General features: G+C 61.8%; 25 protein-coding genes. 21 read left to right on the top strand and 4 right to left on the bottom strand.

Features of this window, described 5'->3' with window-relative positions; genetic code table 11:
• The first annotated feature begins 169 nt into the window (after positions 1 to 169).
• Complete coding sequence (locus BM222_RS41605; RefSeq protein ID WP_177243714.1) at positions 170 to 535, top strand: hypothetical protein; 366 nt, start codon at positions 170 to 172, stop codon at positions 533 to 535.
• A gap of 219 nt (positions 536 to 754) precedes the next feature.
• Here BM222_RS41605 and BM222_RS37775 read toward each other — a convergent pair whose 3' ends face one another.
• The 3 genes from BM222_RS37775 to BM222_RS37765 form a co-directional block, all read right to left on the bottom strand.
• Positions 755 to 1,108 carry a hypothetical protein gene (locus tag BM222_RS37775; protein ID WP_177243713.1) on the bottom strand — a complete coding sequence of 118 codons (354 nt, stop codon included), beginning with the start codon at positions 1,106 to 1,108 and terminating at the stop codon, positions 755 to 757.
• 230 nt (positions 1,109 to 1,338) lie between these two features.
• Entirely contained in the window at positions 1,339 to 2,277 is a 939-nt protein-coding gene (locus tag BM222_RS37770; protein ID WP_092239712.1) for a response regulator transcription factor, read from the bottom strand.
• A complete protein-coding gene (locus BM222_RS37765) occupies positions 2,267 to 5,635 on the bottom strand; it encodes a hybrid sensor histidine kinase/response regulator (protein ID WP_092239725.1) in 3,369 nt (1,122 codons plus the stop codon). The genes BM222_RS37770 and BM222_RS37765 overlap by 11 nt, the downstream gene beginning before the upstream one ends.
• Before the next feature lie 174 nt (positions 5,636 to 5,809).
• On the opposite strand from BM222_RS37765, the gene urtA reads away from it, so the two are divergent.
• The 8 genes from urtA (at position 5,810) to BM222_RS37725 (ending at position 13,514) form a co-directional block, all read left to right on the top strand.
• Positions 5,810 to 7,069 (top strand): urea ABC transporter substrate-binding protein, encoded by a 1,260-nt coding sequence (gene urtA / locus BM222_RS37760; RefSeq protein WP_092239711.1) that lies wholly within the window; start codon positions 5,810 to 5,812, stop codon positions 7,067 to 7,069.
• 121 nt (positions 7,070 to 7,190) lie between these two features.
• A complete protein-coding gene (gene urtB / locus BM222_RS37755) occupies positions 7,191 to 8,117 on the top strand; it encodes an urea ABC transporter permease subunit UrtB (RefSeq protein ID WP_092239710.1) in 927 nt (308 codons plus the stop codon).
• 23 nt (positions 8,118 to 8,140) lie between these two features.
• Entirely contained in the window at positions 8,141 to 9,280 is a 1,140-nt protein-coding gene (gene urtC, locus BM222_RS37750; RefSeq protein WP_092239709.1) for an urea ABC transporter permease subunit UrtC, read from the top strand.
• A gap of 10 nt (positions 9,281 to 9,290) precedes the next feature.
• Positions 9,291 to 10,046: an urea ABC transporter ATP-binding protein UrtD gene (gene urtD / locus BM222_RS37745; protein ID WP_092239708.1), complete on the top strand. Its 756-nt coding sequence runs from the start codon at positions 9,291 to 9,293 to the stop codon at positions 10,044 to 10,046.
• Between the two features lie 12 nt (positions 10,047 to 10,058).
• Complete coding sequence (gene urtE, locus BM222_RS37740) at positions 10,059 to 10,748, top strand: urea ABC transporter ATP-binding subunit UrtE (protein ID WP_092239707.1); 690 nt, start codon at positions 10,059 to 10,061, stop codon at positions 10,746 to 10,748.
• A 26-nt stretch (positions 10,749 to 10,774) separates the two neighbouring features.
• Complete coding sequence (gene fmdA / locus BM222_RS37735; protein ID WP_092239706.1) at positions 10,775 to 12,004, top strand: formamidase; 1,230 nt, start codon at positions 10,775 to 10,777, stop codon at positions 12,002 to 12,004.
• Positions 12,005 to 12,071: 67 nt separating this feature from the next.
• Positions 12,072 to 12,422: an FmdB family zinc ribbon protein gene (locus BM222_RS37730; RefSeq protein WP_092239724.1), complete on the top strand. Its 351-nt coding sequence runs from the start codon at positions 12,072 to 12,074 to the stop codon at positions 12,420 to 12,422.
• Positions 12,423 to 12,473: 51 nt separating this feature from the next.
• Positions 12,474 to 13,514 carry an aliphatic amidase gene (locus BM222_RS37725; RefSeq protein ID WP_092239705.1) on the top strand — a complete coding sequence of 347 codons (1,041 nt, stop codon included), beginning with the start codon at positions 12,474 to 12,476 and terminating at the stop codon, positions 13,512 to 13,514.
• Between the two features lie 89 nt (positions 13,515 to 13,603).
• On the opposite strand, the gene BM222_RS37720 is transcribed toward BM222_RS37725, so the two are convergent.
• The gene (locus BM222_RS37720) at positions 13,604 to 14,584 is read right to left on the bottom strand and encodes a LysR family transcriptional regulator (RefSeq protein WP_092239704.1); all 981 of its coding nucleotides are present in this window, start codon (positions 14,582 to 14,584) and stop codon (positions 13,604 to 13,606) included.
• Positions 14,585 to 14,686: 102 nt separating this feature from the next.
• Between BM222_RS37720 and BM222_RS37715 the strand changes: the two genes are divergently transcribed.
• From BM222_RS37715 to BM222_RS37660, 12 genes are all read left to right on the top strand, one after another.
• Positions 14,687 to 15,631: a ketopantoate reductase family protein gene (locus tag BM222_RS37715; RefSeq protein ID WP_092239703.1), complete on the top strand. Its 945-nt coding sequence runs from the start codon at positions 14,687 to 14,689 to the stop codon at positions 15,629 to 15,631.
• Between the two features lie 4 nt (positions 15,632 to 15,635).
• A complete protein-coding gene (locus BM222_RS37710) occupies positions 15,636 to 16,022 on the top strand; it encodes a VOC family protein (RefSeq protein ID WP_092239702.1) in 387 nt (128 codons plus the stop codon).
• A 12-nt stretch (positions 16,023 to 16,034) separates the two neighbouring features.
• Positions 16,035 to 16,505 (top strand): MaoC family dehydratase, encoded by a 471-nt coding sequence (locus tag BM222_RS37705; protein WP_092239701.1) that lies wholly within the window; start codon positions 16,035 to 16,037, stop codon positions 16,503 to 16,505.
• Positions 16,502 to 17,728, top strand: coding sequence for a CaiB/BaiF CoA transferase family protein (locus BM222_RS37700; RefSeq protein WP_092239700.1), 1,227 nt, complete (start codon positions 16,502 to 16,504; stop codon positions 17,726 to 17,728). Before BM222_RS37705 ends, BM222_RS37700 begins: the two co-directional genes overlap by 4 nt.
• A 3-nt stretch (positions 17,729 to 17,731) precedes the next feature.
• On the top strand, positions 17,732 to 18,559 hold the full coding sequence (gene aroE / locus BM222_RS37695; protein ID WP_092239699.1) for a shikimate dehydrogenase: 828 nt from the start codon (positions 17,732 to 17,734) through the stop codon (positions 18,557 to 18,559).
• A 15-nt stretch (positions 18,560 to 18,574) separates the two neighbouring features.
• On the top strand, positions 18,575 to 19,429 hold the full coding sequence (locus BM222_RS37690) for a shikimate dehydrogenase (RefSeq protein ID WP_092239698.1): 855 nt from the start codon (positions 18,575 to 18,577) through the stop codon (positions 19,427 to 19,429).
• Between the two features lie 51 nt (positions 19,430 to 19,480).
• Complete coding sequence (locus BM222_RS37685) at positions 19,481 to 20,149, top strand: amino acid ABC transporter permease (RefSeq protein WP_092239697.1); 669 nt, start codon at positions 19,481 to 19,483, stop codon at positions 20,147 to 20,149.
• Between the two features lie 9 nt (positions 20,150 to 20,158).
• A complete protein-coding gene (locus BM222_RS37680; RefSeq protein ID WP_092239723.1) occupies positions 20,159 to 20,815 on the top strand; it encodes an amino acid ABC transporter permease in 657 nt (218 codons plus the stop codon).
• 50 nt (positions 20,816 to 20,865) lie between these two features.
• Positions 20,866 to 21,693: a transporter substrate-binding domain-containing protein gene (locus BM222_RS37675; protein WP_092239722.1), complete on the top strand. Its 828-nt coding sequence runs from the start codon at positions 20,866 to 20,868 to the stop codon at positions 21,691 to 21,693.
• Positions 21,694 to 21,754: 61 nt separating this feature from the next.
• Positions 21,755 to 22,501: an amino acid ABC transporter ATP-binding protein gene (locus BM222_RS37670; RefSeq protein ID WP_092239696.1), complete on the top strand. Its 747-nt coding sequence runs from the start codon at positions 21,755 to 21,757 to the stop codon at positions 22,499 to 22,501.
• A 13-nt stretch (positions 22,502 to 22,514) separates the two neighbouring features.
• A complete protein-coding gene (gene aroQ / locus BM222_RS37665; protein WP_092239695.1) occupies positions 22,515 to 22,964 on the top strand; it encodes a type II 3-dehydroquinate dehydratase in 450 nt (149 codons plus the stop codon).
• Positions 22,965 to 23,866: 902 nt separating this feature from the next.
• A partial coding sequence (locus BM222_RS37660) for a porin (protein WP_143106179.1) occupies positions 23,867 to 24,528 on the top strand: 662 nt, incomplete at its 3' end.

Below are 24,528 nucleotides of genomic sequence, written 5' to 3'. Positions count from 1 at the left end.
TCCGATCTCAGGCAAATCATGGGCGATTGTTTTGCAAAGGTTCTCAGCAGCAGCAATGCCGATCTCGCGCTCGACCTGTCGCAGGTCGCTTTCATCGGTCGGCCGGGCGAGGGCCAGTTCCTCGAAGGAATCAACCTGCGAGAAGAAGGCTTCAATCGCTGGCTGACCGTTGACGTCGATCTACATCAACTACTATCTCGACCGTCAGGCAGATCCGTCCAAGCAGGACATCGAACAGACCCGACAGACCTTTGTTGCGCGGTTGCTCTCGGCGCTCGGCTTTACGGCGGCTATCGTGGTCTTCACGATCCTGGTGCTGGCTTATCAGCACGTCGTTGCCAACATATGGTCGATGGAGAAGACACGCGCCGTCGTGGTCGGGACCGTGACGTTGATGACGATGACGCTTTGCCTGGTCGCGCAATTCGGCTTGCGGAAGCGGCGCGACGGTTCAGGGGCAGACGGAGATTCTGCGCTTGATCGCCAGATGGTGGGTGCTGCCCCCGGCATTGTCAGCGTCGAGCAAACTGGGTGAGTTGGCCGACCCATCATACGAACGGAGTCAGTTCGCCACTGATGACTTGTGCGGGCTCATCGCGCTCGCCAAGTGTGCGTCGCTGCAACAGCTCATCAGCGCAAGGAGTTCCAATCGAACGAGTTTCGACGAGGTCTCGGTCGCAAAGTGAGTGAAGGAGCACGGTTCCCGTACGCCTGGAGTAAGGCTGGACTGCGGTCGCCAAAGCGCGCCGTGAATTCACACCGCGTCTGCCGGCACAAAACAGCTGATGATGATGTTGCCGCGATGATGCACGTACCACACCACGGCCTGACCGATCGGATTGCCGCGATCGCGGATGATGGCCCGCTCGGGTACGGCCATCCACTGCCCTTCGATTGGAACCCAATAAGCGCCGGCACGAAAATCGTAGTCGGTACGATGTCCGTCGGAGATGTCGCAGCAGGGCACGCCGTTCGGCGCCGTCACGGCCTTGAACCACGCGCGGATGTCAGGCGGAACGTTGTCGTATTGCCCGTTGTCGAAAGCGAGCGCCGTGCCGGTCAACGTAGAGACGATCGCCAGTAGAGCGACCTCCGCGACTCGCCGCATCCGATCCTCCGCCAGATGTCTTCGTTTTCCGACCCACGTTTTGTGAGCACGATTCGACGTTGGCCCGATTAAGCCCGAGGTTTGCCGTGGTTGCACGCTCAAAAATTGAGCGTTCCGTGACACTGCCAATGATGCGGCGCAAAATAGGCGCTTCGTTTCGCCCTGGATCGGCGACTTCGGACTACGACAGTGTTGCCGATGAGGAGCGATGCTTCGCGAAAGGATGCGCTTTACTGATTGCGCCGGTTTGCACGGGTTGCGATCGCCGCCGCCGCGGTGCGGTTTTCGACGCCGAGCTTGGAATAGATCTGCTCGAGATGCTTGTCGACGGTGCGTGGGCTCAATCCCAAAATCTGCGCGATGTCGCGGTTGGTCTTGCCCTTGGAGAGCCAGGACAGCACCTCGCCCTCACGCGTGGTGAGGCCGAGTTCGCTGGAGAATTCGGCGGGCATGTCGGCGCTGGTGTCCTTGGCCAGCCGCAGCAGGAATTCGTTGGGACCGAGCTTGCCCATGAATTGCAGCCGCAGCTGCTCATTGCCGGGGAACGCAGCCATGGTCGCGGTTTTCGCCGCTGGTTTGCCCTTCTGCACCTGATCGAGCCATTGCGGCATCGGTTCGGGCAGGGTGAATCCTCCGGTTTCGGCGAGCGTGTCCGACAACAGCTTCTGCGCCTGCGGTGTTGCCCACAGCAGCTTGCCCGTGCTGTTCACCGCGAGCAGATAGCGCCCGGAAACGTCGAGGGCGGCGCGCGCGCTCTGCGTCATCCGCGCGTTGGCAAGGTGGACGCGGATCCGCGCCAGCATTTCCTCGATCACGATCGGCTTCGTCACGTAGTCGACGCCGCCGGCTTCAAGTCCGCGCACGATATGCTCGGTCTCGGCCAGCCCTGTCATGAAGATGATCGGCACGCCGTCCAGGCCGGCATCGCGCTTCAGCCGCTTGCAGGTCTCGAAACCGTCCATGCCGGGCATCACCGCATCGAGCAGCACGATGTCGGGCGTGATCTGGTCGACGATCCGCATCGCAGCAGCGCCGTCGAGCGCGACCATGACCGTCATGCCGGCGCTGTCGAGCGCATCAGTCAGGAGCCGCAAGGTCTCGGGGGAATCGTCGACGACCAGGGCGACGTCGCGCTTCTTGGGATCTGCGATCTTGGGATCAGTGATCATAGCCGTGCAAGGTTTTCAGCGTCGCCATGTACTGGTCGAGATCGAAGGGATCGACCAGTGCGCGCATATGGGTGACGAAATCGGCGTGTTCCGGCAGCTCGGTGCCGATCTCGTCGAGCTTGAGCTGGATCGCCCTGACATAGCCGAGCCGGCCAAGTCCGATCAGTTCCTCGACATATTTCTGCGGCGGCCGCGAGCCGCTCTCCGGCTTCCACGGCGGCACCGGCGCCCGGTCGGCCTCGTACTGCCATTCGAGCTTGAGCAATTGGCCGATGGTCTCCAGCAGCCGCGGGATGTCGATCGGCTTCATCAGATAGCCGTCATGGAACGGCTGCGCCAGAGGCGCGCCGTGGGCTTCCAGCGCGCTCGCCGACACCATCAGGATTCGCGCGCTGTGATGACCCTTGGCGCGCAGGGTTTCCGCCACGGTCCAGCCGTCCATGCCGGCCATGGAGATGTCGAGCAGGAACAGATCGGGCCGGCAGTGTTGCGCCAACGCGAGGCAGCCGGGCCCATCGGGCGCGCTGAGCAGGATGAAGCCGAGCGGCGCCAGCACCTCGCGCAGGAGATCGCGATGGGTCGGATCGTCGTCGGTGATCAGGATGGTCTTGCGCGGGCCGAGATAGCCGTAGATCGGGGCCTCCACCGGGGCGTCGCGCCGGGGGTTCGTCACTTCGGAAAGCAGGAGTTTGACGCGGAAGGTCGCGCCGGCGCCGACCGTGCTCGTCACCTTGATGTCGCCGCCCATCACACCTGCGAGCAGGCGGCTGATGGTCAATCCGAGGCCGGTGCCGGTGTGCGGCTGCGCCATGCCGAGCGCGCCGCGTTCGAAAGGTGCGAAGATACGTTCGAGATCGTCCGGCTGGATGCCGGGGCCGGTATCGACGACCTCGAACTCCGCAACCGGGCTGCGATAATGCACGACGAACTTCACGCTGCCTGTTTGCGTGAACTTGATCGCGTTGGACAGCAGGTTGATCAGGATCTGCCGCAGCCGCTTTTCATCCGCATAGACCACAACCGGCAGCACCGCCGGCCGCTTGAACACGAAGTCGATGCCTTTGGCGGCGGCCTGCAGGCGGAACATGCCGACGAGCTGATCGAGAAAGTCGTTGAGGCGCACCTCGTCGCGCGAGAGATAGAGCCGTCCCGCCTCGATCTTGGAGATGTCGAGGATTCCGTCGATCAGGCCCGAGAGATGATCGGCGCTGCGACGGACCACGCGGACCTGGTCGCGAGGCCGCGCCTGCAAGCTGTTGTCCTGCTCGAGGAGTTGCGCGTAGCCGGAGATCGCATTCAGCGGCGAGCGTAGCTCGTGGCTGAGACCGACCACATAGCGGCTTTTGGCGAGGTTGGCGGATTCTGCGACCTCCTTGGCACGCTGCAATTCGGCATCGGTGCGCTTGTGCGCGTCGATCTCCTGGATCAGCAACGCGGTCTGCCGCCGTGTCTCTTCCTCGGCCGCGCGCCTGCTCTGCTGCGCCAGCACGAACAGCCAGACGACCACGCCGATGATGATAATCAGTGCGAAGAACACCTTCCACAGCACATCAGCCAGCAATGCGTCTGCGTGTAGGGTGGCCGAGGTCTGCAGGTAAATCAACCCCAGCGTCAGCCCGACCAGGCCGGCCGAGACCGCGAATACGCCGATGTATTGGCCGAACTGCGAGTTGATGCGCGCATATATCGTTTCGGGCAGCAACTTGCCGAGCGCCCGCGAGACCTGCGCACCGGCCCGTGCGTGCGGCTTGCAGAGATCATGGCAGCGGGCGTCGAGCGAGCAGCACAGCGAGCAGATCGGCCCGGCGTAGGCGGGGCAGGACGCCATGTCCTCCGGCTCGAACGAATGCTCGCAGATACAGCACTGGATCGCCTCGACGTTCTGCCAGCTCCGCTTCGGCTTGCGAGCGATGTAGTATTTGCCGTCGGTTGCCCATGCGATCAGGGGCGCTGAAACGAAGGCGGCGACGAGCGCCACGAAGGCCGACAGAGCCTTCGCGTTCGGGCCAAACAATCCGTAGAACGCCGAGATCGAGACGATGGTCGCGATCGTCATAGCGCCTACGCCGACCGGATTGATATCGTAGAGATGCGCGCGCTTGAACTCGATCTGCGCCGGGCGCAAACCGAGTGGTTTGTTGATGACGAGATCGGCGACCAGCGCGCCGACCCAGGCTATCGCGACGTTGGAATACAGTGCGAGCGTCTGCTCAAGCGCCTTGTAAACACCGATCTCCATCAGCAGCAGAGCCACGATGACGTTGAAGACCAGCCAGACCACGCGGCCGGGATGGCTATGGGTCAGGCGCGAGAAGAAGTTCGACCAGGCGATCGAGCCGGCATAGGCGTTGGTGACGTTGATCTTGACTTGCGACAGGATCACGAACGTGCCGGTCAGCGCCAGTGCGAGCTCGGGCTGCGACAGCACATACCGAAACGCTTCGAGATACATGTTGGCCGGCTCGGCCGCCTGTTCGAGCCCGACGCCATGGCTCAGAGCGAAGTAGGCGAGGAACGAGCCGAGCAGGAGTTTCAGCGCTCCGAACATGATCCAGCCTGGACCGGCGCAAAGGAGCGCAATCCACCACGACGTCTTCGACGTGCGGCGGTCGCGCGGCAGGAAGCGCAGGAAGTCGACCTGTTCGCCGATCTGCGCGACCAGCGAGAACACCACCGAGGCGGCAGTGCCGAACAGCAGCAGGTCAATATGGCCGTTGGGATCGCCGTGGTCGCCCGCAAATCCCCGCCATTCCGCGAAGGAATGCGGATTGGCCCATCCGATCGCCGCAAACGGGAGCAGATGCAGGATCACCCACAGGGGTTGCGTCCACAGCTGGAATCGGCTGATCAGCGTGATGCCGTAGATCACCAGCGGGATGATGACGATGGCGCTGACGAGATAGCCGAGCGGGCGGGGAATGCCGAAGCACATTTCGAGCGCGGCGGCCAGGATCACGGCCTCGAAGGCGAAAAAGATGAAGGTGAAGGAGGCGTAGATCAGCGAGGTGATTGTCGAGCCGATATAGCCGAAACCGGCGCCGCGGGTCAGCAGATCGATATCGATGCCGCATTTTGCGGCATAATAGGCAATCGGCAGGCCGCACAGGAAGATGATGACGCTGACGACCAGAATTGCTGCTGTCGCGTTGCTGGCGCCGTAGTTCAGCGTGATGGTGCCGCCGATCGCTTCCAGCGCCAGGAATGAGATTGCGCCGAGGGCGGTGTTGGCGACGCGGGCGGCGGACCAGCGCCGTGCGCTTTTGGCTGTAAAGCGCAGCGCATAGTCTTCCAGCGTCTGGTTGGCGACCCATTGATTGTACTGGCGCCTGACGCGGTCAATCCGCTGCCGCCCTGCCACTTGCACGAAACTCCTGACCCGGTTGCCGGCGTCGATCGTCAGCAAACCCCGTACCAAAAACCTACGTCGCTATTTTGCGGTGCAGTATACGCAATCCCACGTATCTGTGCGTTGCACAATTTTGAGCAATCCTCGCCTCACCAATAAGCGCGTTGTCAAACCAATGGGGTGCTCATGTCAGACGAAACAAATAAGGGCCTGCAGTCGGCATTCCGCCGCAAGCTGCTGATGGGAATGGCAGCGATTCCCGCGATAACCATGCTTCCGCGGTCGTCCTATGCGCAGGCGCCTGCAACTTCCGCGGTCAACACCACCGGCCTCGCTGTCACCGATACCGAGGTGACGGTCGGCATCTTGCACTCGGCCACCGGCACGATGGCGATATCGGAGACCGGCTCGATCGAAGCCGAGAAGCTCGCGATCGAGCAGATCAATGCCGCCGGTGGCGTGCTCGGCCGCAAGATCAAGTTCATCCAGGAAGACGGCGCCAGCGACTGGCCCACGTTTGCGGAGAAAGCCAAGAAGCTGCTGGTCAACGACAAGGTCGCGGCGATCATGGGCTGCTGGACCTCGGCCTCGCGCAAGGCGGTGCTGCCGGTCATGGAGCAGTACAACGGCATGCTCTACTACCCGACCTTCTATGAGGGGCTCGAGCAGTCCAAGAACGTGATCTACACCGGGCAGGAAGCCACCCAGCAGATTCTCGCCGGCCTGAACTGGATCGCCAAGGAGAAGGGCGCCAAATCGTTCTTCTTCATCGGTTCGGACTATATCTGGCCGCGCACCTCGAACAAGATTGCGCGCAAGCACGTCGAGAACGTGCTGAAGGGCAAGGTCGTCGGCGAGGAATATTACCCGCTCGGCAACACCCAGTTCAATTCGGTGATCAACAAGATCAAGCTGACCAAGCCCGACGTCATCTTCACGGACGTGGTCGGCGGCTCCAACGTCGCCTTCTACAAGCAACTCAAGGCGGCCGGTATCGATTTGTCCAAGCAGGCGCTGCTCACGATCTCGGTGACCGAGGACGAGATCGACGGCATCGGCGGCGAGAACATCGCAGGCGCCTATGCGTGCATGAAGTATTTCCAGTCGCTCGACAATCCCAACAACAAGGCGTTCGTCCCGGCCTTCAAGAAGATGTGGGGCGAGAAGACGGTGATCGGAGACGTCACCCAGGCTGCCTATCTCGGCCCGTGGCTATGGAAGTTGACGGTCGAGAAGGCGGGCTCCTTCGATATCGACAAGATCGCGGCGGCATCGCCCGGCGTCGAGTTCAAGGGCGCGCCGGAAGGCTACGTACGCATCCATGAGAATCATCATCTCTGGTCCAAGACCCGCGTCGGCCGCGCCAAGCTCGATGGTCAGTTCGAGCTGATCTACGAGACCGCCGATCTGGTCGAGCCAGATCCGTTCCCGAAGGGCTACCAATAAGCCCCGCCGATCTTTCCCCCGAGCAACAGCTCCCTGACGCGGACCGTCAATCCGCGTCTCACGCCCCCGCGTCGCGAATTCACTCGCGACGCGGGACATTGTCTCTCGATGGAGAAATCAGATGTTCGGCGACTACTCGATTGGCGACCTCGGCTCGATCTTCGTCATGCAGGGCTTTGCCGGCCTGATCCTGTTCTCCGTCTACGTGCTGATGGCGTTGGGGCTTGCGATCATCTTTGGCCAGATGGGCGTCATCAACATGGCCCATGGCGAGTTCATGATCCTCGGCGCCTACGTCACCTGGATGACGTCGAATCTCTTCCAGACCTATCTGCCTGGTCTGTTCAGCGGCTATTTCTTTCTCGCCATGATATTGGCCTTCTTCGCCTCCGGCGCGCTCGGGATGCTGGTCGAATGGGTGCTGATCAGGCATCTCTACAAGCGGCCGCTCGACACGTTGCTCGCGACCTGGGGCCTCAGTCTGATGTTGCAGCAGGCTTATCGCTCGATCTTCGGGGCGCGCGAGGTCGGCGTCGAGCTGCCGCAATGGATGCTGGGCTCGCTGCGAGTCACGGACTCCATCGAGGTGCCGATCAACGGCGTTTTCGTGATGGGCCTAACGGTGCTGATTACGATCGGCGTCGCCTATGTCATGTTCATGTCGCGCTGGGGGCGCCAGGTGCGTGCCGTCGTGCAGAACCGCATCATGGCCGGCGCCGTCGGTATCAACACCGCCAAGGTCGACCGCTACACCTTCGCACTCGGTTGTGGAATCGCCGGCGTCGCCGGCAGCGCTTTCACCATGATCGGCTCGACCGGCCCGACGTCAGGCCAGCTCTACATCGTCGACACATTCCTCGTCGTCGTGTTCGGCGGCGCCGCCAGCCTGCTTGGCACCATCGCCTCGGCCTTCTCGATCTCGCAGACCCAGTCGACGCTCGAGTTTTTCATGTCGGGTTCGATGGCGAAGGTGCTGACGCTGCTCGCAGTGGTCGGAATTCTGATGCTGAGGCCGCAGGGTCTGTTCGCTCTCAAGGTCCGCAAATAACGAAAGTGCAGGGGGCTGAACCCATGAACGACAGTCGCTTTACCTCGCGTTCGGAGCTGATCGGCATCCTGGTGCTCGCCGTCTTTCTTGTCGTGATCCTGCCGCTCTGCCTCGACGTCTTCCGTCTCAACTTGGTCGCCAAATACCTGACCTATGCCTTCGTCGCGCTCGGGCTCGTGATCTGCTGGGGCTATGGCGGCATTCTCAGTCTGGGCCAGGGCGTATTCTTCGGTCTCGGTGGCTACTGCATGGCGATGTTTCTCAAGCTCGAGGCGTCGAGTGTCGAGAACACCAAGATCCAGTCGACGCCCGGCATTCCCGATTTCATGGACTGGAACCAGATCACCGCGCTGCCGTTCTTCTGGAAGCCCTTCCACAGTCTGACCTTCACCATCGCCGCCGTGATCCTGGTGCCGGGCATCTTCGCCCTCGTCATTGGTGCTGCGATGTTCAAGCGCCGCGTCGGTGGCACCTATTTCGCGATCATCACGCAGGCGGTCGCGGCGATCCTGACCATCCTGATCGTCGGCCAGCAGGGCTACACCGGCGGCATCAACGGCATGACCGATCTGCGCACGCTGAAAGGCTGGGACATTCGTCCCGACCACGCCAAGATCGTACTCTATTTCTTCGAAGTTGGCCTGCTGTTCGCCTGCATCTTCGTCGCGCAGTTCGTCCGCCACTCCAAGCTCGGCCGCATCCTGGTGGCGATGCGCGATCAGGAAGACCGTGTGAGGTTCTCGGGCTATAGCGTCGCCAACTTCAAGATTTTCGCCTTCTGCATCGCCGCGATCTTCGCCGCGATCGGAGGCGCGATGTTCGCGCTTAACGTCGGGTTCATGTCGCCGTCCTTTGTCGGCATCGTGCCCTCGATCGAGATGGTGATCTACACCGCGGTCGGCGGCCGTCTCTCGATCCTCGGCGCGGTCTACGGAACGATCCTGGTGAACTTCGCCAAGACCAGCCTTTCCGAGTCGTTCCCCGAGCTCTGGCTGTTCGGCCTCGGTGGCCTGTTCATCGCCGTGGTGCTCGCATTCCCGAACGGTCTCGCCGGCATCTGGGGAGATTACGTCCAGCCGCGGATCAGCAGGTTCATCGGTGTGCGCAAGCCGAAGGCCGGCTGGACCGACAATTCGGTCGCCGACGGCGCACCGGCAGAGTGAGGAGGATCTTATGCTCGTCGGTCATCAGCCCAAGGAATTCCTGCTCGCGGTCTCCGGCCTGACCGTCTCCTTCGACGGCTTCAAGGCGGTCAACGATCTCTCCTTCTATGTCGAGGAAAACGAGATCCGGGTCATCATCGGTCCAAACGGCGCAGGCAAGACCACCGTGCTCGACCTGATCTGCGGCAAGACCAAAGCAACGTCGGGCTCGATCGAGTTTCGCGGCAAGGACCTGACCAAGCTGAAGGAGAACCAGATCGTCAAGGCCGGCGTGGGCCGCAAGTTCCAGACGCCGTCGATCTATGACGATCTCACGGTGTTCGAGAATCTGGAGATCTCCTATCCGCGCGGCCGCACCGTCTTCGGCGCGCTGACCTTCACCCGCGATGCCGCCGTCCGCGATCGCGTCCATGAAGTCGCGGAGATGATCTTCCTGAAGGATCGGCTCAACATGAGTGCGGCGCTGCTCAGCCACGGCCAGAAGCAGTGGCTCGAGATCGGCATGCTGCTGATCCAGGATCCGGACCTGCTGATGCTCGACGAGCCTGTCGCCGGCATGAGCGTCTCCGAGCGGGTCAAGACCGCCGAGCTGCTCAACCGCATCATCAAGGATCGCTCGGTGCTCGTCATCGAGCACGACATGAAATTCGTCGAGGACATCGCTCACAAGGTCACGGTGCTGCACCAGGGGCAGATCCTCTCCGAGGGCACCATGGAGAAGGTGAAGAACGATCCGAAAGTGATCGAAGTCTACCTCGGCCATTAAGGAGCGACATCAATGCTGGCAATCAATGATCTTCACGTCGCCTACGGCCAGAGCGAGGTGCTGCACGGCCTCAACGTCTCGGTCGCGCCTAACGAGATCGTCGCGATCATGGGCCGCAACGGCATGGGCAAGACCACTCTGATGAAGTCGCTGATGGGGATCGTGCCGACCAAGAGCGGCTCGGTGACCATGGACGGCGCCGAGCTCGGATCGCTGCCGAGCTACGACCGGGTCGCCAAGGGTCTCGCCTATGTGCCGCAGGGCCGGATGATCTTCTCCACCATGACGGTGAAGGAAAACATCGAGACCGGCCTCGTCGTCTCCGGCGGCTCGGAAGTGCCGGAAGACATCTACGAGCTGTTTCCCGTGCTCCTGGAGATGAAGGGTCGCCGCGGCGGCAATCTCTCAGGCGGCCAACAACAGCAATTGGCGATCGCCCGCGCGCTCGCCACCAAGCCTAAAGTGTTGCTGCTGGACGAGCCGACCGAAGGCATCCAGCCGTCGATCATCAAGGAGATGGCGCGCACGTTGAAGCGCATCCGCGATGAGCGGGGCCTGTCGATCGTCGTCTCCGAGCAGGTCCTGAGCTTCGCATTGGACATCGCCGACCGCGTGCTCGTGATCGAGAACGGCGAGATTGTGCGTGACGATCCGCGCGACAGCGTCGATGCCGCGCAGATCTCGAAATTCCTGTCTGTCTGACCAGTAAAACGAAGGGGAACATCTCGATGCCAGAGACACTGATCAAGGTCGATCTCACCAAGTCGGCCTATGAAAACGACAAGATCCACAACCGCTGGCATCCGGAGGTTCCGATCGTCGAGTGGGTCAGCCCGGGCGACGATTTCATCATCGAAACCGTCGACTGGACCGGCGGCTTCATCAAGAACAACGACTCGGCCGACGACGTGCGCGACATCGACCTGTCGATCGTGCACTTCCTGTCCGGTCCGATCGGCGTCAAGGGGGCTGAGCCCGGCGACCTTCTCGTCGTCGATCTGCTCGACGTTGGTCCGCTGAAGGAGAGCCTGTGGGGCTTCAACGGCTTCTTCTCCAAACAGAATGGTGGCGGCTTCCTGACCGATCACTTTCCGTTGGCGCAGAAATCGATCTGGGACATCAAGGGCCTCTACACCTCGTCGCGTCACGTGCCCGGCGTGAATTTCGCCGGCCTGATCCATCCTGGCCTGATTGGCTGTCTGCCCGACGCCAAGATGCTCGCGGCCTGGAACGCGCGCGAAGCCGAGCTGATCGCGACCAACCCGACCCGTGTGCCGGGCCTTGCCAACCCGCCGTTCGCGCCGACCGCGCATGCGGGCCAGGCCAAGGGTGACGTCAAGGCCAAGATCGGTCTCGAGGGTGCCCGTACCGTGCCGCCGCGTGAGCATGGCGGCAATTGCGACATCAAGGATTTGTCACGGGGCTCGAAGATCTACTTCCCGGTCTACGTTCCCGGCGGCGGCCTCTCGATGGGAGATCTGCATTTCAGCCAGGGCGACGGCGAGATCACCTTCTGCGGCGCGATCGAGATGGCCGGATGGCTGCACATCAAGGTCGACATCATCAAGGACGGCGTCGCGAAATACGGCATCAAGAACCCCGTGTTCAAGCCGTCGCCGATCACGCCGAACTACAAGGACTATCTGATCTTCGAAGGTATCTCGGTCGACGAGGCTGGCAAGCAGCATTACCTCGACGTTCACATCGCTTATCGCCAGGCTTGCCTGAACGCGATCGAGTATCTGAAGAAATTCGGCTACTCCGGCGCGCAAGCCTATTCGATTCTCGGCACGGCGCCGTGCCAGGGTCACATCTCGGGCGTGGTCGACGTGCCCAACGCCTGCGCCACGCTGTGGCTGCCGACCGAGATATTCGACTTCGATGTGATGCCGTCCTCCGCTGGGCCGGTGAAGCACATCACGGGCGATGTGCAGATGCCGATCTCACCTGACAAGTAGTCCCCATGCGAGACGGATGCGGGGCGATGCGTCCCGCGTCCGACGTGCTACGGCGAAGGGAGCGACGATGCCCGTGTATGAATATCTCTGCAATGATTGCGGCCCGTTCACCGATATGCGCCCGATGGCCGAATGCGACGCGCCGCAGCATTGTCCGCGCTGCGAGACGGAATCGCCGCGGGTGATCCTCACCGCGCCGGCGTTCTTCTGCATGCCCGGTGACAAGCGCAAGGCGCACGCCACCAATGAGCGCAGCAAGCACGCACCGAAGACGCTCGACCAATACAAGGCCGCCCACGGCCCGGGTTGCGGCTGCTGCGCGGCCGGCACGAAGAAGAAGCCGGGGCGGCTGGTGACGAAAAGCAGGAGCGGCGCCGTCGGCTTTCCGACCGCGCGCCCCTGGATGATCAGCCACTGACGCGGACCGCAACGGATCAGAAGCTCGAACCAGAACCGAAGGGCGTTTCAAATGCTTCATGGTGACATTTCTTCCAGCAATGACGTGGTCGGCGTTGCCGTCGTCAATTACAAGATGCCGCGGCTGCATACCAAGGCCGAGGTGCTCGACAACGCCCGCAAGATTGCCGACATGGTCGTGGGCATGAAGCTCGGTCTGCCCGGCATGGATCTCGTGATCTTCCCGGAATACTCGACCCACGGCATCATGTACGACGCCAAGGAGATGTACGAGACCGCCTCGCAGGTGCCAGGCGAAGAGACCGCGATCTTTGCCGAAGCCTGCCGCAAGGCGAAGGTGTGGGGCGTGTTCTCCTTGACCGGCGAGCGCCATGAGGAGCATCCGCACAAGGCGCCTTACAACACGCTGATCCTGATGAACGACAACGGCGAGATCGTGCAGAAGTATCGCAAGATCATGCCATGGGTGCCGATCGAGGGCTGGTATCCGGGCAAATGCACTTATGTCTCGGAAGGCCCGAAGGGGCTGAAGATCAGTCTGATCATCTGCGACGACGGCAATTATCCGGAGATCTGGCGCGACTGCGCGATGAAGGGCGCAGAGCTGATCGTGCGTTGCCAAGGCTATATGTATCCGGCCAAGGAGCAGCAGGTGATGATCTCCAAGGCGATGGCCTGGGCCAACAATGTTTATGTCGCGGTGGCCAACGCCGCGGGCTTCGACGGCGTCTACTCCTATTTCGGTCACTCAGCGATCGTCGGTTTCGATGGCCGGACGCTTGGTGAGACTGGCGAGGAGGAGTATGGCATCCAGTACGCCGGGCTGTCGAAGAGCCTGATCCGCGATGCCCGCCGCAACAACCAGTCGCAGAACCATCTCTTCAAGCTGCTGCATCGTGGCTACACCGGGACGATCAATTCCGGCGAAAGCGCGAAGGGCCTCGCAGCCTGTCCTTATGACTTCTATTCGAGGTGGATCGCCGACCCCGAAGGCACCCGGGATATGGTCGAGGCAATGACCCGCCCGACCGTAGGAACCGCTGAATGCCCGATCGAAGGCATTCCCAACGAGAAGAACGCCACCAACTACTAGTTCATTGCGCGGCAAGTGCCGGTTGAGGTGAGGCGACGGCGGTAGCGCAGCCGTTGGCTGCTTGGCTTCCGCCCTTGTTAAGCGCTCCACTACGGCTGTAAATCGCGCGGCTTTCGTTTCTTTGGCCGACCTGAACGATGTAGACCCCGCACTTCCTGCTGCTGAAAAAGGTCCCCGCACACGCCGCGCAGCCATTGGCTTGCCGGGTCGTGATGGAAGCGGGCGTGCCAATATTGCTTCACCGTAAATCCGGCGATCGGCAGCGGGCAGTCGAGCACGCGCAGTCCGTAATAATGAGCCAACGTTTCACCGATGTGCCTCGGAAGGGTGGCGATCAGATCAGTCGTCCCGACGATTGTGGGAAGTCCCAAAAAACCGGGGAGCTCGAGCGCAACGTCAAGGACCATCCGCTGCTCCTTTAGTGCGTCCGCGAGCAACTGATGTCCGGTGCCGGAGTGTATGAGAACGTGCGCCTCGCGCCTGAAGTCCTTTGCGGTGATGCGGTCCCGGATCCGGGCATGTCTTGCGTTCGCCAGACAGACCCAATCCTGCGGAAAGAGTGCCTGCTGGAAGTGTCCGGCGTCGAGATCCGAGATGTAGCCGAGCGCCAGATCGGCTTCGCCGGATTGCAGCATCCGTGGGGTGTCCGCGCCGATCTGCGCCGCCTCGATGCGGATGCCCGGCGCGACGCTGCGAACGTGAGCGAGGATGGCCGGAAGCAGCGTGACGTGGCTTCCATCCGTCATGCAGATGGTAAAACGGCGCTTTGCGATCGTCGGATCAAAGTCGATGCGAAGCTCGGCCAGGCGACGCAGCATTTCCAGCGCTTGTCTGGCCGTGCCGATGAGAGCCTCGGCGCGCGGCGTCGGCAGCATCCCCTCAGCCGACCGGATGAAGAGCGGATCGTCCAATTCCTTTCGCAAGCGCGCCAGCCAGATCGAAATGGTCGGCTGACTTTGACCGAGCTTCTCGGCTGCCTTGGTGACGCTGGCCGTGGTGAACAATGCGTCGAAGAGCCTGAGCAGGCGCGGGTCCAGCAGGTTGGTCTCGGCGTGATCCTGATGCTTCATTGCAAATCACAATAATGGTTATAAGGATCATAGTATATCCAAATACAGAGCAGCCTGCTACCTCGCCTCCAACGCCGGGCAAGGCGCGGGAGAAGCGTTCAGATGAGGATCTGCTTTATCGGAGCGGGGGCCCTGGGCTCCACCATCGGCGGCACGCTGGCACGTGGCGGGGCCGAGGTCTGGCTCATCGATCCTTTCCAAGCGCATGTCGATGCGATCAATGCCGATGGCCTCAGGTTGCTCGAAGGTGGCACCGAGACCGTCGTGAAGGTGACTGCGTGCACCTCCGCGAGCCAGGTCGGGGTCGAGGCGGACCTCGTCATCGTACTCGTCAAATCCTACCACACGCGAGATGCCATTCGCGCGGCTGCGCCGATCATCGGGCCGGCGACGGTCGTGATGTCGCTCCAAAACGGCCTTGGCCACGAGGACATCTTGTCGGAGGAAGTTGGTCGTGACCGGGTCATGGCGGGCAAGACCTATGTGGGTGGCGTATTGCTGGGACCCGGTCATGTTCGCTCCGGAGTCACGGGCAAGGAGACCATCATCGGCGAACTTGACGGGCGGCTGACCGAACGCGGACGGCGAATTCTCGAGACGTTCAATCGCGCCGGTATTCTCACGCTGCTCAGCGACAACATCATGGGCACGATGTGGGACAAGCTCTTCATCAACGTCGCCGGCGGCGGCCTCACCGCCATTACCGGCCTGACCTATGGCGGCCTCTATTCGCTCCCCATCCTGGAAGATTGCGCGCTGGCAGCGATCTCAGAGGGAATCGCGGTCGCGCAGGCTGCTGGCGTGAAGATCTCGGTTACCGATCCGCGGCGCGCCTGGACGATGGCCTCCGCGGGGCTGCCGCCCGAGTTCAAGACATCGATGCTGCAGAGCTTGCAGTCCGGCAATCTGACCGAGGTCGACTACATTCACGGCTCCGTCGTGCGGTGGGGTTCCAGGTTCAACGTGCCTACTCCCGTCAACTCCACCATCGTCGCGTTGGTCAAAGGGCTCGAATACGCCCGCAGCGATTATCCAGGAAAGGCCTGAGACGATGCCGCTACCGCGCGCCTATGTCGAACACGTCGCGATCCGCGTGCCGGACGTTGATCGTCACGTCGACTTCTTTCGTGAGGTGCTGGGTCTCGCCATTCGCGACGAGCAACCGGCCGATGGTGCGCGCCCGCGTCAGGTATGGGTGCTCGGAAGCGTGCAACTGATCGAGGATCCCGATTTTGTCGGACCGGAGGGGCGTCTGGCGCATCTGGGCATCATGGTCGACGATTATGAAGGTGTGCTTGCCCGCGCCGCCGCGTGGGGCGCCAAAGCACTGCCCGCCGGACCGAACTGGCTCGCGCTGCCGGGCGGGCTGAACGTCGAAATCTTGCAAGCCAGTGCGGGCGCGGTGGAAGCGGCGCTGGCGATCAACCCACGGGCATAAGGAAGAAGCGATATGACCGACGAACGCTACTGGGACGATGCCAAGGTCGGTGACGAATGCGTCACCCCCGCAGTGACGGTGACCGAAGCGATGGTGAATGCCTATGCCGAACTGACGGGTGATTTCACGCCTGTTCATGTCGACGAGGAATACGCCAAGACCACGCCATTCGGCACGCGCGTCGCGCACGGGCTGTTTGGTCTGTCGCTGGCGGACGGTTTGAAGACCCGCGCCGACTATCGCTTCCTTCCGGGCATGTCGCTGGGCTGGACGTGGGATTTCAAGCTGCCGATCAAGCTCGGCGATACCGTGCACGTCAAGTTCCGCGTCGGCTCGATGCGCGCCACAAAGCGGGAAGGATGGGGCATCGTGGTGCTGCCATCCGAGCTGATCAATCAGCGCGGCGAAGTGGTGCAGCTCGGGGAGCATCGACTGATGATTCCGATGCGCCCGAAAACCAGCGTCGTGGGAGAGCAGGCATGACCGCGCAAGATCTGCCGCTCAAGGGCATTCGCGTCATCGACTACAGCCATTTCCTGGCAGGCCCGTTCATGGGCCGTTGCCTCGCCGCGATGGGCGCTGAGGTCATCAAGGTGGAGCGTCCGAAGGAAGGCGATGCGGGCCGCGCTCACGGGTATTTCAAGGACGGACAATCCGGCTACTTCCTGCAGCAGAACATGGGAAAGCAGGGGTTGTGCATCGATCTGCGCGACCCGCGCGGTCTCGACATGATGATGAAGCTCGTCGACACGGCCGACGTCTTCATCGAGAACTACCGCCCCGGCGCACTCGAGCGCCTCGGGCTCGGTTACAAGGCGTTGTCGGCGCGGAATCCCAGACTGATCTACTGCTCGGTCTCGGCTTATGGCCACACCGGTCCCTATGCCGATCGTCCGGGCTTCGGCCTGATCGCAGAGGCGATGTCGGGTGCCTTGGCACAACTCGGCACTCCCGGCGAAGCGCCGCCGCTGCTTCGCATGCCGTTGGCGGACATGTACACCGGCATTCACGGTGTGGCCGCCGTCAATGCCGCGTTGGTCGGCCGCGCGTCCTCCGGGCGCGGCCAGCACATCGATCTGGCGCTGTACGACTGCATGGTCTCGATGCACGATTATGCGGTGCAGCGTTATTTCCTCTCTGGCGGGACCGACCTGCCGAAGCAGACCGGAAGCGGACAGCCGGACTCGACCGTCTACGGCGTCTTTCCGGCAAAGGACGGCAATCTTGTCATCGCTGCCCAAGTCGACGATGCGTGGCGGCGGCTGGCGAAGCTGATCGGGGGGGACGCGCTGGCATCCGACGAGCGCTTCACCAAGCCTGCCGCGCGCAATGCCCATTATGCCGAGACCATGGAGATTGTGCGGAACTGGACGTTGTCGCAGCCTTCTCGGGACGCCTGTCTTGCGGCACTCGACGAGGCAGGCGTGCCGTCCGCTCCCGTGCAGACGATCGAAGAGGTCGTGAACGATCCGCAGATCCACGCGCGTGGCATGCTGGTCGAGCAGGAGCATCCTGTGCTCGGCAAGGTGACGCTGCCGAACCTGCCCTTCCGCTTCTCCGATTGCGACACCACGGTACGTACTCCGGCACCGCTGCTTGGCCAGGATAATCGCCGCATTGCAGGCTCGCTGGGGATCTCAGCTGAAACGGTCGATGCGATGGTGCGCGACGGCGTGCTCTACAACGAAGCTGCAGTGCAGGAGTGAGCCATGAGCGATCGTTACGCGGTGATGGGCAATCCAATCGGCTTCAGTAAATCACCTCTCATCCACGGCACGTTCGCCAAAATGACGGGACAAGACCTTGTCTACGAGGCGATCGAGGCACCCCTCAATGGTTTCAGCGAACGGGTTGATCAATTCCGGAGCGAAGGCGCCAAGGGGCTGAACATCACCGCTCCGTTCAAACTCGATGCCTTCGCCTACGCAAACGAGCTATCCGAGAGCGCCGACCGAGCTGGCGCCGTAAACTGCCTGAAGTTCGTCGGCGATCGGATCATTGGCGAGAATTTCGACGGTGTCGGCCTAGTGCGTGACATCACGGTCAATCTCGGCGTAAGAATGGCCGGACGTCGCGTCCTGATTCTCGGTGCCGGCGGCGCGGCGCGTGGCGCGCTGCTGCCGTTCCTGCGCCAGGAACCGTCCGAGTTGGTGCTCGTCAATCGTACCTTGTCAAAGGCTGTGGCTTTGGCCGAAGAGTTTGCCGGTTATGGTCCCCTGATCGTTAGCGGTTATGCCGAACTGGCCGATCTTACCGAGGGTTATGACGTCGTGGTCAACGCGACGTCGGCCAGCCTGCGCGGAGAGATGCCGCCACTTCCAGGCAATGTCTTCCGCGGTGCGGAGCTGGCCTACGAGCTTGCCTATGGCAAGGGATTGACTTCCTTTCTGCAAGCGGCCCATGTCGAGGGCGTAGCCAAGCTGGCCGACGGCGTCGGCATGCTGGTGGAGCAGGCGGCGGAAGCTTTTGCCTGGTGGCGGGGGGTTCGACCCGGCACGGCTCAGGTCATCGCCGAGTTGACTGTCCCTTTGAGCTGACGAGCGATCCCGAACATGCCTCCCAAATCCAGCTTTCTCGTTGGTCTGATCGGCAGCGGCATTGCTGCGTCCCGCACGCCGCCCATGCACGAAGCCGCCGCTGACGCCGCCGGCATCCGCTATCTCTACAAGAAGATCGATCTGTCCGAGTTGAAGCTCGGCGTTAAGACCTTGCCGGAATTGCTCAGGGCCGCAAAGCGGATGGGCTTTGACGGGTTGAACGTGACGCATCCGTGCAAGCAGGCGATCGTTCCACTCCTGGACGAGCTTTCGCCCGACGCAAAGGCGCTTGGTGCCGTGAACACCGTGGTCATCAGCAACGGTCGAATGACTGGCCACAACACCGACTGGTTCGGCTTCGCCGAGAACTTTCGTCGCAACATGCAAGGTGCATCGCTTCGTCGCGTCGTCCAGTTCGGTGCGGGGGGCGCAGGCTCGGCGGTCGCTTTCGCGCTCATGAAGCTCGGCGTGCAGGAACTGACCATCATAGACATCGACTTGGTCAAGGCGCAGAGTGTGGTCGACGGATTGTCCCCCCGATTTGCAGAAGGGCGCTTAAAGGTTGGCCAGGATGTCGAGGCGGCTGTGGCTGCCGCAGACGGAATTGTCAACGCGACGCCGATCGGCATGGACAAATATCCAGGGACGCCGCTGCCGACGGACCTGCTGCGTCCCGATCTGTGGGTCGCTGAGATCGTCTACTTCCCGCTGGAAACCGCGCTGCTGCGCGCGGCCCGCACCCTCGGCTGCCGCACGGTCGATGGCGCCGGGATGGCGATCTACCAGGGCACCGAAGCATTCCGCCTGTTCACGGGCATTGCACCTGATCCAGACGTCTTCTTCGCAACGTTCGCATCCCTGGGAGGGTGACGTAGGGCCGATGGGCGAGCGGCACGAACAACGCCCGAGAGGAAACGCAAGATGGGCTACACGCTCGATTTCTCGGTGGTTTGGCATGCGATGCCCGCGCTGCTGTGGGGGTGCGCGGGGACGTTGGGCCTGGCGCTTGCTGGCATGACGCTCGCGATGATCATCGGTGTCGCGGGCGTCGCGGCGCGCGATTCGAAAGCAGCATGGTTGCGTGCTGTCGTGATCGGCTTCGTCGAGATCGTGCGCAATACGCCTTTCCTGGTGCAGATATTCTTTCTGTTCTTCGCCCTGCCGCTCGTCGGGCTGAAGCTCAATCCGACCGTGACCGCCATTATCGCACTCGGTGTCAATGGCGGCGCCTACGCCATCGAGATCATCCGCGGTGGCGTGCAGTCAATTCATAAGGGACAGGTCGAGGCAGGGTACGCGCTCGGATTGCACAAAGGGCAGGTATTCCGGTTCATCGTGCTCAAGCCCGCGCTACGCGCGATCTATCCCTCGCTCACGGGTCAGTTCATCATGCTCACGCTCACCTCGTCGATCTGTTCGGCCGTATCGGCTTACGAATTGACGTCGGTTGCGCAACGCATCGAGAGCGATACATTCCGCAGCTTTGAAGTCTATTTTTCCGTGACCTTCCTCTATCTCGCAATCTCCTGGCTGCTGATGCTGAGCTTTGCACTCATCTCTCACCGCTTCCTCTCATATCCGACACGGTGAGGAGGAATGATGGCACCGCATTTCGGTCTTCCTGAGTTCGGTTTCCTGCTGCGTGGGATGCAGTGGACCGTGCTGCTGACGCTGGTTGCATTCGTAGGGGGCTGTACGGCGGGGCTCGCCATCGCATTGCTGCGCACCTGTGGTCACAAGGGCGTGGAATGGTTCTCCCGCATCTACATCGGGATATTCCAGGGCACTCCACTGCTGTTGCAGCTTTTCGTCGTGTACTACGGATTGGCGCTGACCGGGCTGAAGCTCGACGCCTTCGTCGCAGTCGCGATCGGCTTCACCGTGAATGCTTCCGCCTTCCTTGGTGAGATCTGGCGCGGAGCCATCCAGGCCGTGCCGCTCGGCCAGACCGAGGCGGCGATGGCGCTTGGATTGCATTACACGTCCCGCATGCGCGACATCGTGCTGCCGCAGGCGATTCGCATCTCGCTGCCGGCAACCATCGGCTATCTCGTGCAGCTGATAAAGGGCACCTCGCTCGCCGCCATCGTCGGCTTCATCGAGCTAGCCCGCGCCGGTCAAATTGTTTCGAACCAGACTTTCCAGCCATTGCTCGTCTTCGGCGTGGTCGGCGCAATGTATTTCATCCTCTGCTGGCCACTCTCGTGGTGGGGCAGCCGGATGGAGGCCAGGCTCGCCCTGGCCAGTCAAAGATAGGTATGGCGCACCTATCCAATCACAAACAGCCATCACAGGAGGAGATACTCATGTTGTTTTCAGCCAATCGTCGCCAGTTCGGGATCGCGCTGCTGGCATTGGCGGCCATCGCCGTCGCAGGCCATTCGCAGGCCGGCACGTTGGACGAAGTGAAGAAGAAGGGCGTCGTGGTCATCGGCATTCAGGGCGACAATCCGCCCTGGGGCTATGTCGACAGCTCAGGAAAGCAGGACGGCATCGATGCCGACATGGGGCGCGCCTTCGCCGACTATCTCGGCGTGAAAGCCGAGTTCGTTCCGCTCGCGGTGGCCAATCGCATTCCCGCGCTGACCACAGGCCGCGTCGACATTCTGTTTGCGACCATGGCCATGCTGCCCGAGCGCGCGAAGGCGGTGCAGTATTCCAAGCCGTATGTTGCCAACGAGATCACGCTGGTTGCGGCCCAGGCAACCCCGATCAACAGCAATGCCGACATGGCCAAGTTCGTGATCGGCGTTCCGAGGTCCTCCACCCAGGACACCCAGGTCACCAACAATGCTCCGGCGGGCACCGAAATCCGCAGGTTTGATGATGACGCGGCCACGATCCAGGCGCTGCTCTCGGGTCAAGTGCAGGCCGTCGGCGCAAACAGCTTCTACCCGCAGCGTCTGAATGCCGCAAAGCCCGAGCTTGGGTTCGAGCCCAAGCTTCACTTCACCGCTCTGTACAACGGGGCCTGCACCCGCCTCGGCGACAAGGAGTGGAACGAGACCGCCAACAAGTTCATCGACCAGATCAAGTCGAATGGAAAACTGGCGAGCTTCTACGCCAAATGGATGAAGGCGCCGGTGCCCATCTTCCCGGATTCGGTCCCCGGCGTTCCCTTCACAGTTCAGTAGCCATTGCGAGCGGCCGACGCGCCATCCGCGTCGGCCGTCGTCCGCTAGCGGAGCCGAATCCATGCAAGGCGATATTCTGATCGAAATGAAGGGCGTGCAGAAATGGTACGGCGGGTACCAGGCTCTCCGTGACGTCGATCTCACCGTGCGCAAGGGCGAGAAGATCGTACTTTGCGGTCCGTCCGGGTCGGGCAAATCGACGCTGATCCGCTGCATCAACCGCCTCGAGGCGATCCAGCAGGGCAGCATCGTGGTGAACGGTCATCGGCTCGACGACAGTATCAAGGCTATCGATGTCGTTCGCCAGGACGTCGGCATGGTCTTTCAGAGCTTCAATCTTTTTCCGCATATGACGGTCTTGCAGAACTGCATGCTCGCGCCTGTCCGCGCGCGCCGCATCAGCAAGCCCGAGGCGGAGGCGACCGCGCGAAGATACCTGGAGCGCGTCCGCATCGGTGATCAGGCCGACAAGTATCCGGCCCAACTTTCGGGCGGTCAGCAACAGCGTGTTGCGATCGCGCGTGCGCTCTGCATGCAGCCGAAGGTGATGCTGTTTGATGAACCGACCTCGGCTCTCGACCCTGAGATGGTCAAGGAGGTGCTCGATACGATGATCGGCCTCGCCAACGACGGAATGACCATGATTTGCGTCACCCATGAGATGGGCTTTGCCCGGCAGGTTGCCGACCGGGTCATCTTCATGGCTGAAGGGCAGATCATCGAACAAGGCGCGCCCGACGCCTTCTTCCGCAATCCGCAGCACGCCCGCACCAGGCAGTTCCTTGGCGAGATCCTCGCCCATCACTGAACGGAGTACTTCCATGAGCCGTCTTGTCTACGTCCTGAACGGGCCGAATCTCAACTTGCTCGGAAAGCGTCAGCCCCACATCTACGGTCACGAGACGCTTGCGGACGTGGAGCGGGATTGCCGGGCGCTAGCCAAGGAGCTCGGCCTTGAGATTCGCTTCCATCAATCCAACAGGGAATACGAGCTGATCGACTGGATCCATGAGGCGCGCGAGACGGCTGCCGGCATCGTGATGAACCCGGCAGCTTTCACCCATACGTCGGTCGCCATCCTGGATGCTCTGAACACGTTCGAGGGGGTCGTGATCGAGGTGCACATTTCCAACGTGCACAAACGCGAGGAATTCCGCCACCACTCGTTCATCTCCAAACGGGCTGACGGGGTTATCGCCGGCTTCGGCAATCAGGGTTATCTGCTCGGCTTGCGGCGCGTGGCCAAGCTGCTTGATGAGAAGAAGGAATAGCATCGTATGAGTGCGTCGCCCGCCTGGCGGCGGCCGGCTCGGGCAGATTGTGGCGGTGCATGGCAATGGCCGATCCAAGCGCCTGCGTGGAAATGAAGTTGAAGAGATAACGACGATCGTCCTGCACTTCGCCTCCGACGCGCTGGGAACCGTCAATGATGCCATCCAGTCGCTTGGATCTCGGAATTCACCGCGGGTGAGAACCCGGGCCCGCCGGCGGTGAGTGGACGCGAGGGGCTGAAAACCCTCAGAGTGATCGACGCCGGACACGACCCGCTGTCGGACTTAGGGGCACAGCGTATGTCCCTCGATTGTTGCCCTTCCGCCACTGGTTCCGAGATCTTGCCCGGCGCGGAACCTGAACGACTTGTGATTCTGCACGATCGACGGCCGAAATCCTGTTCCTGTCGTTCGATATTTGGATCACCCGTTGCGATGCATCGCAGTGGTTCTTCTGGTTTGCTCGATTCGCTTTTCCACGCCGTGGAAGGGCCCCCGCGCAACCCATCCAAGCCGCATGCACGTCGGCAGGCTCCGTTAGCCCCTTGGGCCTGTAACGAGGCTGTGAATGATTTTTTCCGGCGATAAATCAATAGGTTGTCATGTTTTTTGCGCGACGGCAGGTGCGTGATTTTTGTGCAACACATGAACAGATTCGGGATGTTCGGGGCTGTTCGCGCCCGTTCGGTTGTTGCGTGTGCAATGGCCATCCATCATGGTGATCAGGCGACGGAGGGGGGCATCCCAAGGTCGTCCCGTTTAGGTCTTTCGCTTAAGTCCCTCGCGTTCATGCGGGTGTGTCCGAAGACGCGAAGGTGGCCACGGCGGTGATTTAGAGGGGGTTGGGGAATTGGCCGTTCGGGTCAGTGACCTTCCCTGAAAGAGCAACTTGGAGGTTTAACATGAACTTTAAGGGCCTTTTGCTCGGCTCAGTGGCGGGTCTGCTCGCCGTTGGCGGAGCGCAGGCGGCCGATCTTCCGTTGAAGGCCAAGGCCGTCGAATACGTGAAGATCTGCTCCCTGTACGGTGCAGGTTTCTACTACATCCCCGGCACCGACACCTGCATCAAGCTGGGTGGTTACGTCCGCGCGGACATGATCCTTGGCGGCGCGAACGACTACGGCTTCCGGTTTAGCTCGGGCACCTTCAACGGCGGCTCGAACAACCGTCTGACGAACTACTACTACAGCCGCGCTCGTATGGACCTCACGGTCGATACCCGCACGGCGACCGAGTACGGCGTGGTCCGCACCTTCGCCGACATGGTGTTCAGCGTTGACTCCCAAACGGTCTCCGCGAGCAACCCGTCAGCCGCCGCGGGCGGTACTGCTGGTCTCGGCCTCTACCACGCCTTCATCCAGTTCGCTGGCTTCACCTTCGGTCGCACCGTCTCGATCTTCGATGCACCGTGGACGGGCTATCCGGCTGGCGGTCCCGATACCATTCCGGGCGGCTCGAACTTCGTCACCGGTGTGAACCAGGCCACCTACACGGCTGACTTCGGCCAGGGCATCACCGCTGCAGTGTCGATCCAGGATCAGACGACGGGCAATGGTGGCGGTCA

It is taken from the genome of Bradyrhizobium sp. Gha (assembly GCF_900113735.1).
In the GTDB taxonomy this organism is placed as follows: domain Bacteria; phylum Pseudomonadota; class Alphaproteobacteria; order Rhizobiales; family Xanthobacteraceae; genus Bradyrhizobium.
This window is presented reverse-complemented; position numbering and strand designations above follow the sequence as displayed.

Excerpts from the sequence above, each read along its gene's own strand:
- BM222_RS37720 (WP_092239704.1), bottom strand. The coding sequence starts at position 14,584 with ATGAAGCATCAGGATCACGCCGAGACCAACCTGCTGGACCCGCGCCTG.
- fmdA (WP_092239706.1), top strand. The coding sequence starts at position 10,775 with ATGCCAGAGACACTGATCAAGGTCGATCTCACCAAGTCGGCCTATGAA.
- aroE (WP_092239699.1), top strand. The coding sequence starts at position 17,732 with ATGAGCGATCGTTACGCGGTGATGGGCAATCCAATCGGCTTCAGTAAA.
- BM222_RS37690 (WP_092239698.1), top strand. The coding sequence starts at position 18,575 with ATGCCTCCCAAATCCAGCTTTCTCGTTGGTCTGATCGGCAGCGGCATT.
- urtC (WP_092239709.1), top strand. The coding sequence starts at position 8,141 with ATGAACGACAGTCGCTTTACCTCGCGTTCGGAGCTGATCGGCATCCTG.
- BM222_RS37770 (WP_092239712.1), bottom strand. The coding sequence starts at position 2,277 with ATGATCACTGATCCCAAGATCGCAGATCCCAAGAAGCGCGACGTCGCC.
- BM222_RS37705 (WP_092239701.1), top strand. The coding sequence starts at position 16,035 with ATGACCGACGAACGCTACTGGGACGATGCCAAGGTCGGTGACGAATGC.
- urtD (WP_092239708.1), top strand. The coding sequence starts at position 9,291 with ATGCTCGTCGGTCATCAGCCCAAGGAATTCCTGCTCGCGGTCTCCGGC.
- BM222_RS37680 (WP_092239723.1), top strand. The coding sequence starts at position 20,159 with ATGGCACCGCATTTCGGTCTTCCTGAGTTCGGTTTCCTGCTGCGTGGG.
- BM222_RS37685 (WP_092239697.1), top strand. The coding sequence starts at position 19,481 with ATGGGCTACACGCTCGATTTCTCGGTGGTTTGGCATGCGATGCCCGCG.
- BM222_RS37725 (WP_092239705.1), top strand. The coding sequence starts at position 12,474 with ATGCTTCATGGTGACATTTCTTCCAGCAATGACGTGGTCGGCGTTGCC.
- BM222_RS37675 (WP_092239722.1), top strand. The coding sequence starts at position 20,866 with ATGTTGTTTTCAGCCAATCGTCGCCAGTTCGGGATCGCGCTGCTGGCA.
- aroQ (WP_092239695.1), top strand. The coding sequence starts at position 22,515 with ATGAGCCGTCTTGTCTACGTCCTGAACGGGCCGAATCTCAACTTGCTC.
- BM222_RS37700 (WP_092239700.1), top strand. The coding sequence starts at position 16,502 with ATGACCGCGCAAGATCTGCCGCTCAAGGGCATTCGCGTCATCGACTAC.
- BM222_RS37670 (WP_092239696.1), top strand. The coding sequence starts at position 21,755 with ATGCAAGGCGATATTCTGATCGAAATGAAGGGCGTGCAGAAATGGTAC.
- BM222_RS37710 (WP_092239702.1), top strand. The coding sequence starts at position 15,636 with ATGCCGCTACCGCGCGCCTATGTCGAACACGTCGCGATCCGCGTGCCG.
- BM222_RS37730 (WP_092239724.1), top strand. The coding sequence starts at position 12,072 with ATGCCCGTGTATGAATATCTCTGCAATGATTGCGGCCCGTTCACCGAT.
- urtB (WP_092239710.1), top strand. The coding sequence starts at position 7,191 with ATGTTCGGCGACTACTCGATTGGCGACCTCGGCTCGATCTTCGTCATG.
- urtA (WP_092239711.1), top strand. The coding sequence starts at position 5,810 with ATGTCAGACGAAACAAATAAGGGCCTGCAGTCGGCATTCCGCCGCAAG.
- urtE (WP_092239707.1), top strand. The coding sequence starts at position 10,059 with ATGCTGGCAATCAATGATCTTCACGTCGCCTACGGCCAGAGCGAGGTG.
- BM222_RS37775 (WP_177243713.1), bottom strand. The coding sequence starts at position 1,108 with ATGCGGCGAGTCGCGGAGGTCGCTCTACTGGCGATCGTCTCTACGTTG.
- BM222_RS37715 (WP_092239703.1), top strand. The coding sequence starts at position 14,687 with ATGAGGATCTGCTTTATCGGAGCGGGGGCCCTGGGCTCCACCATCGGC.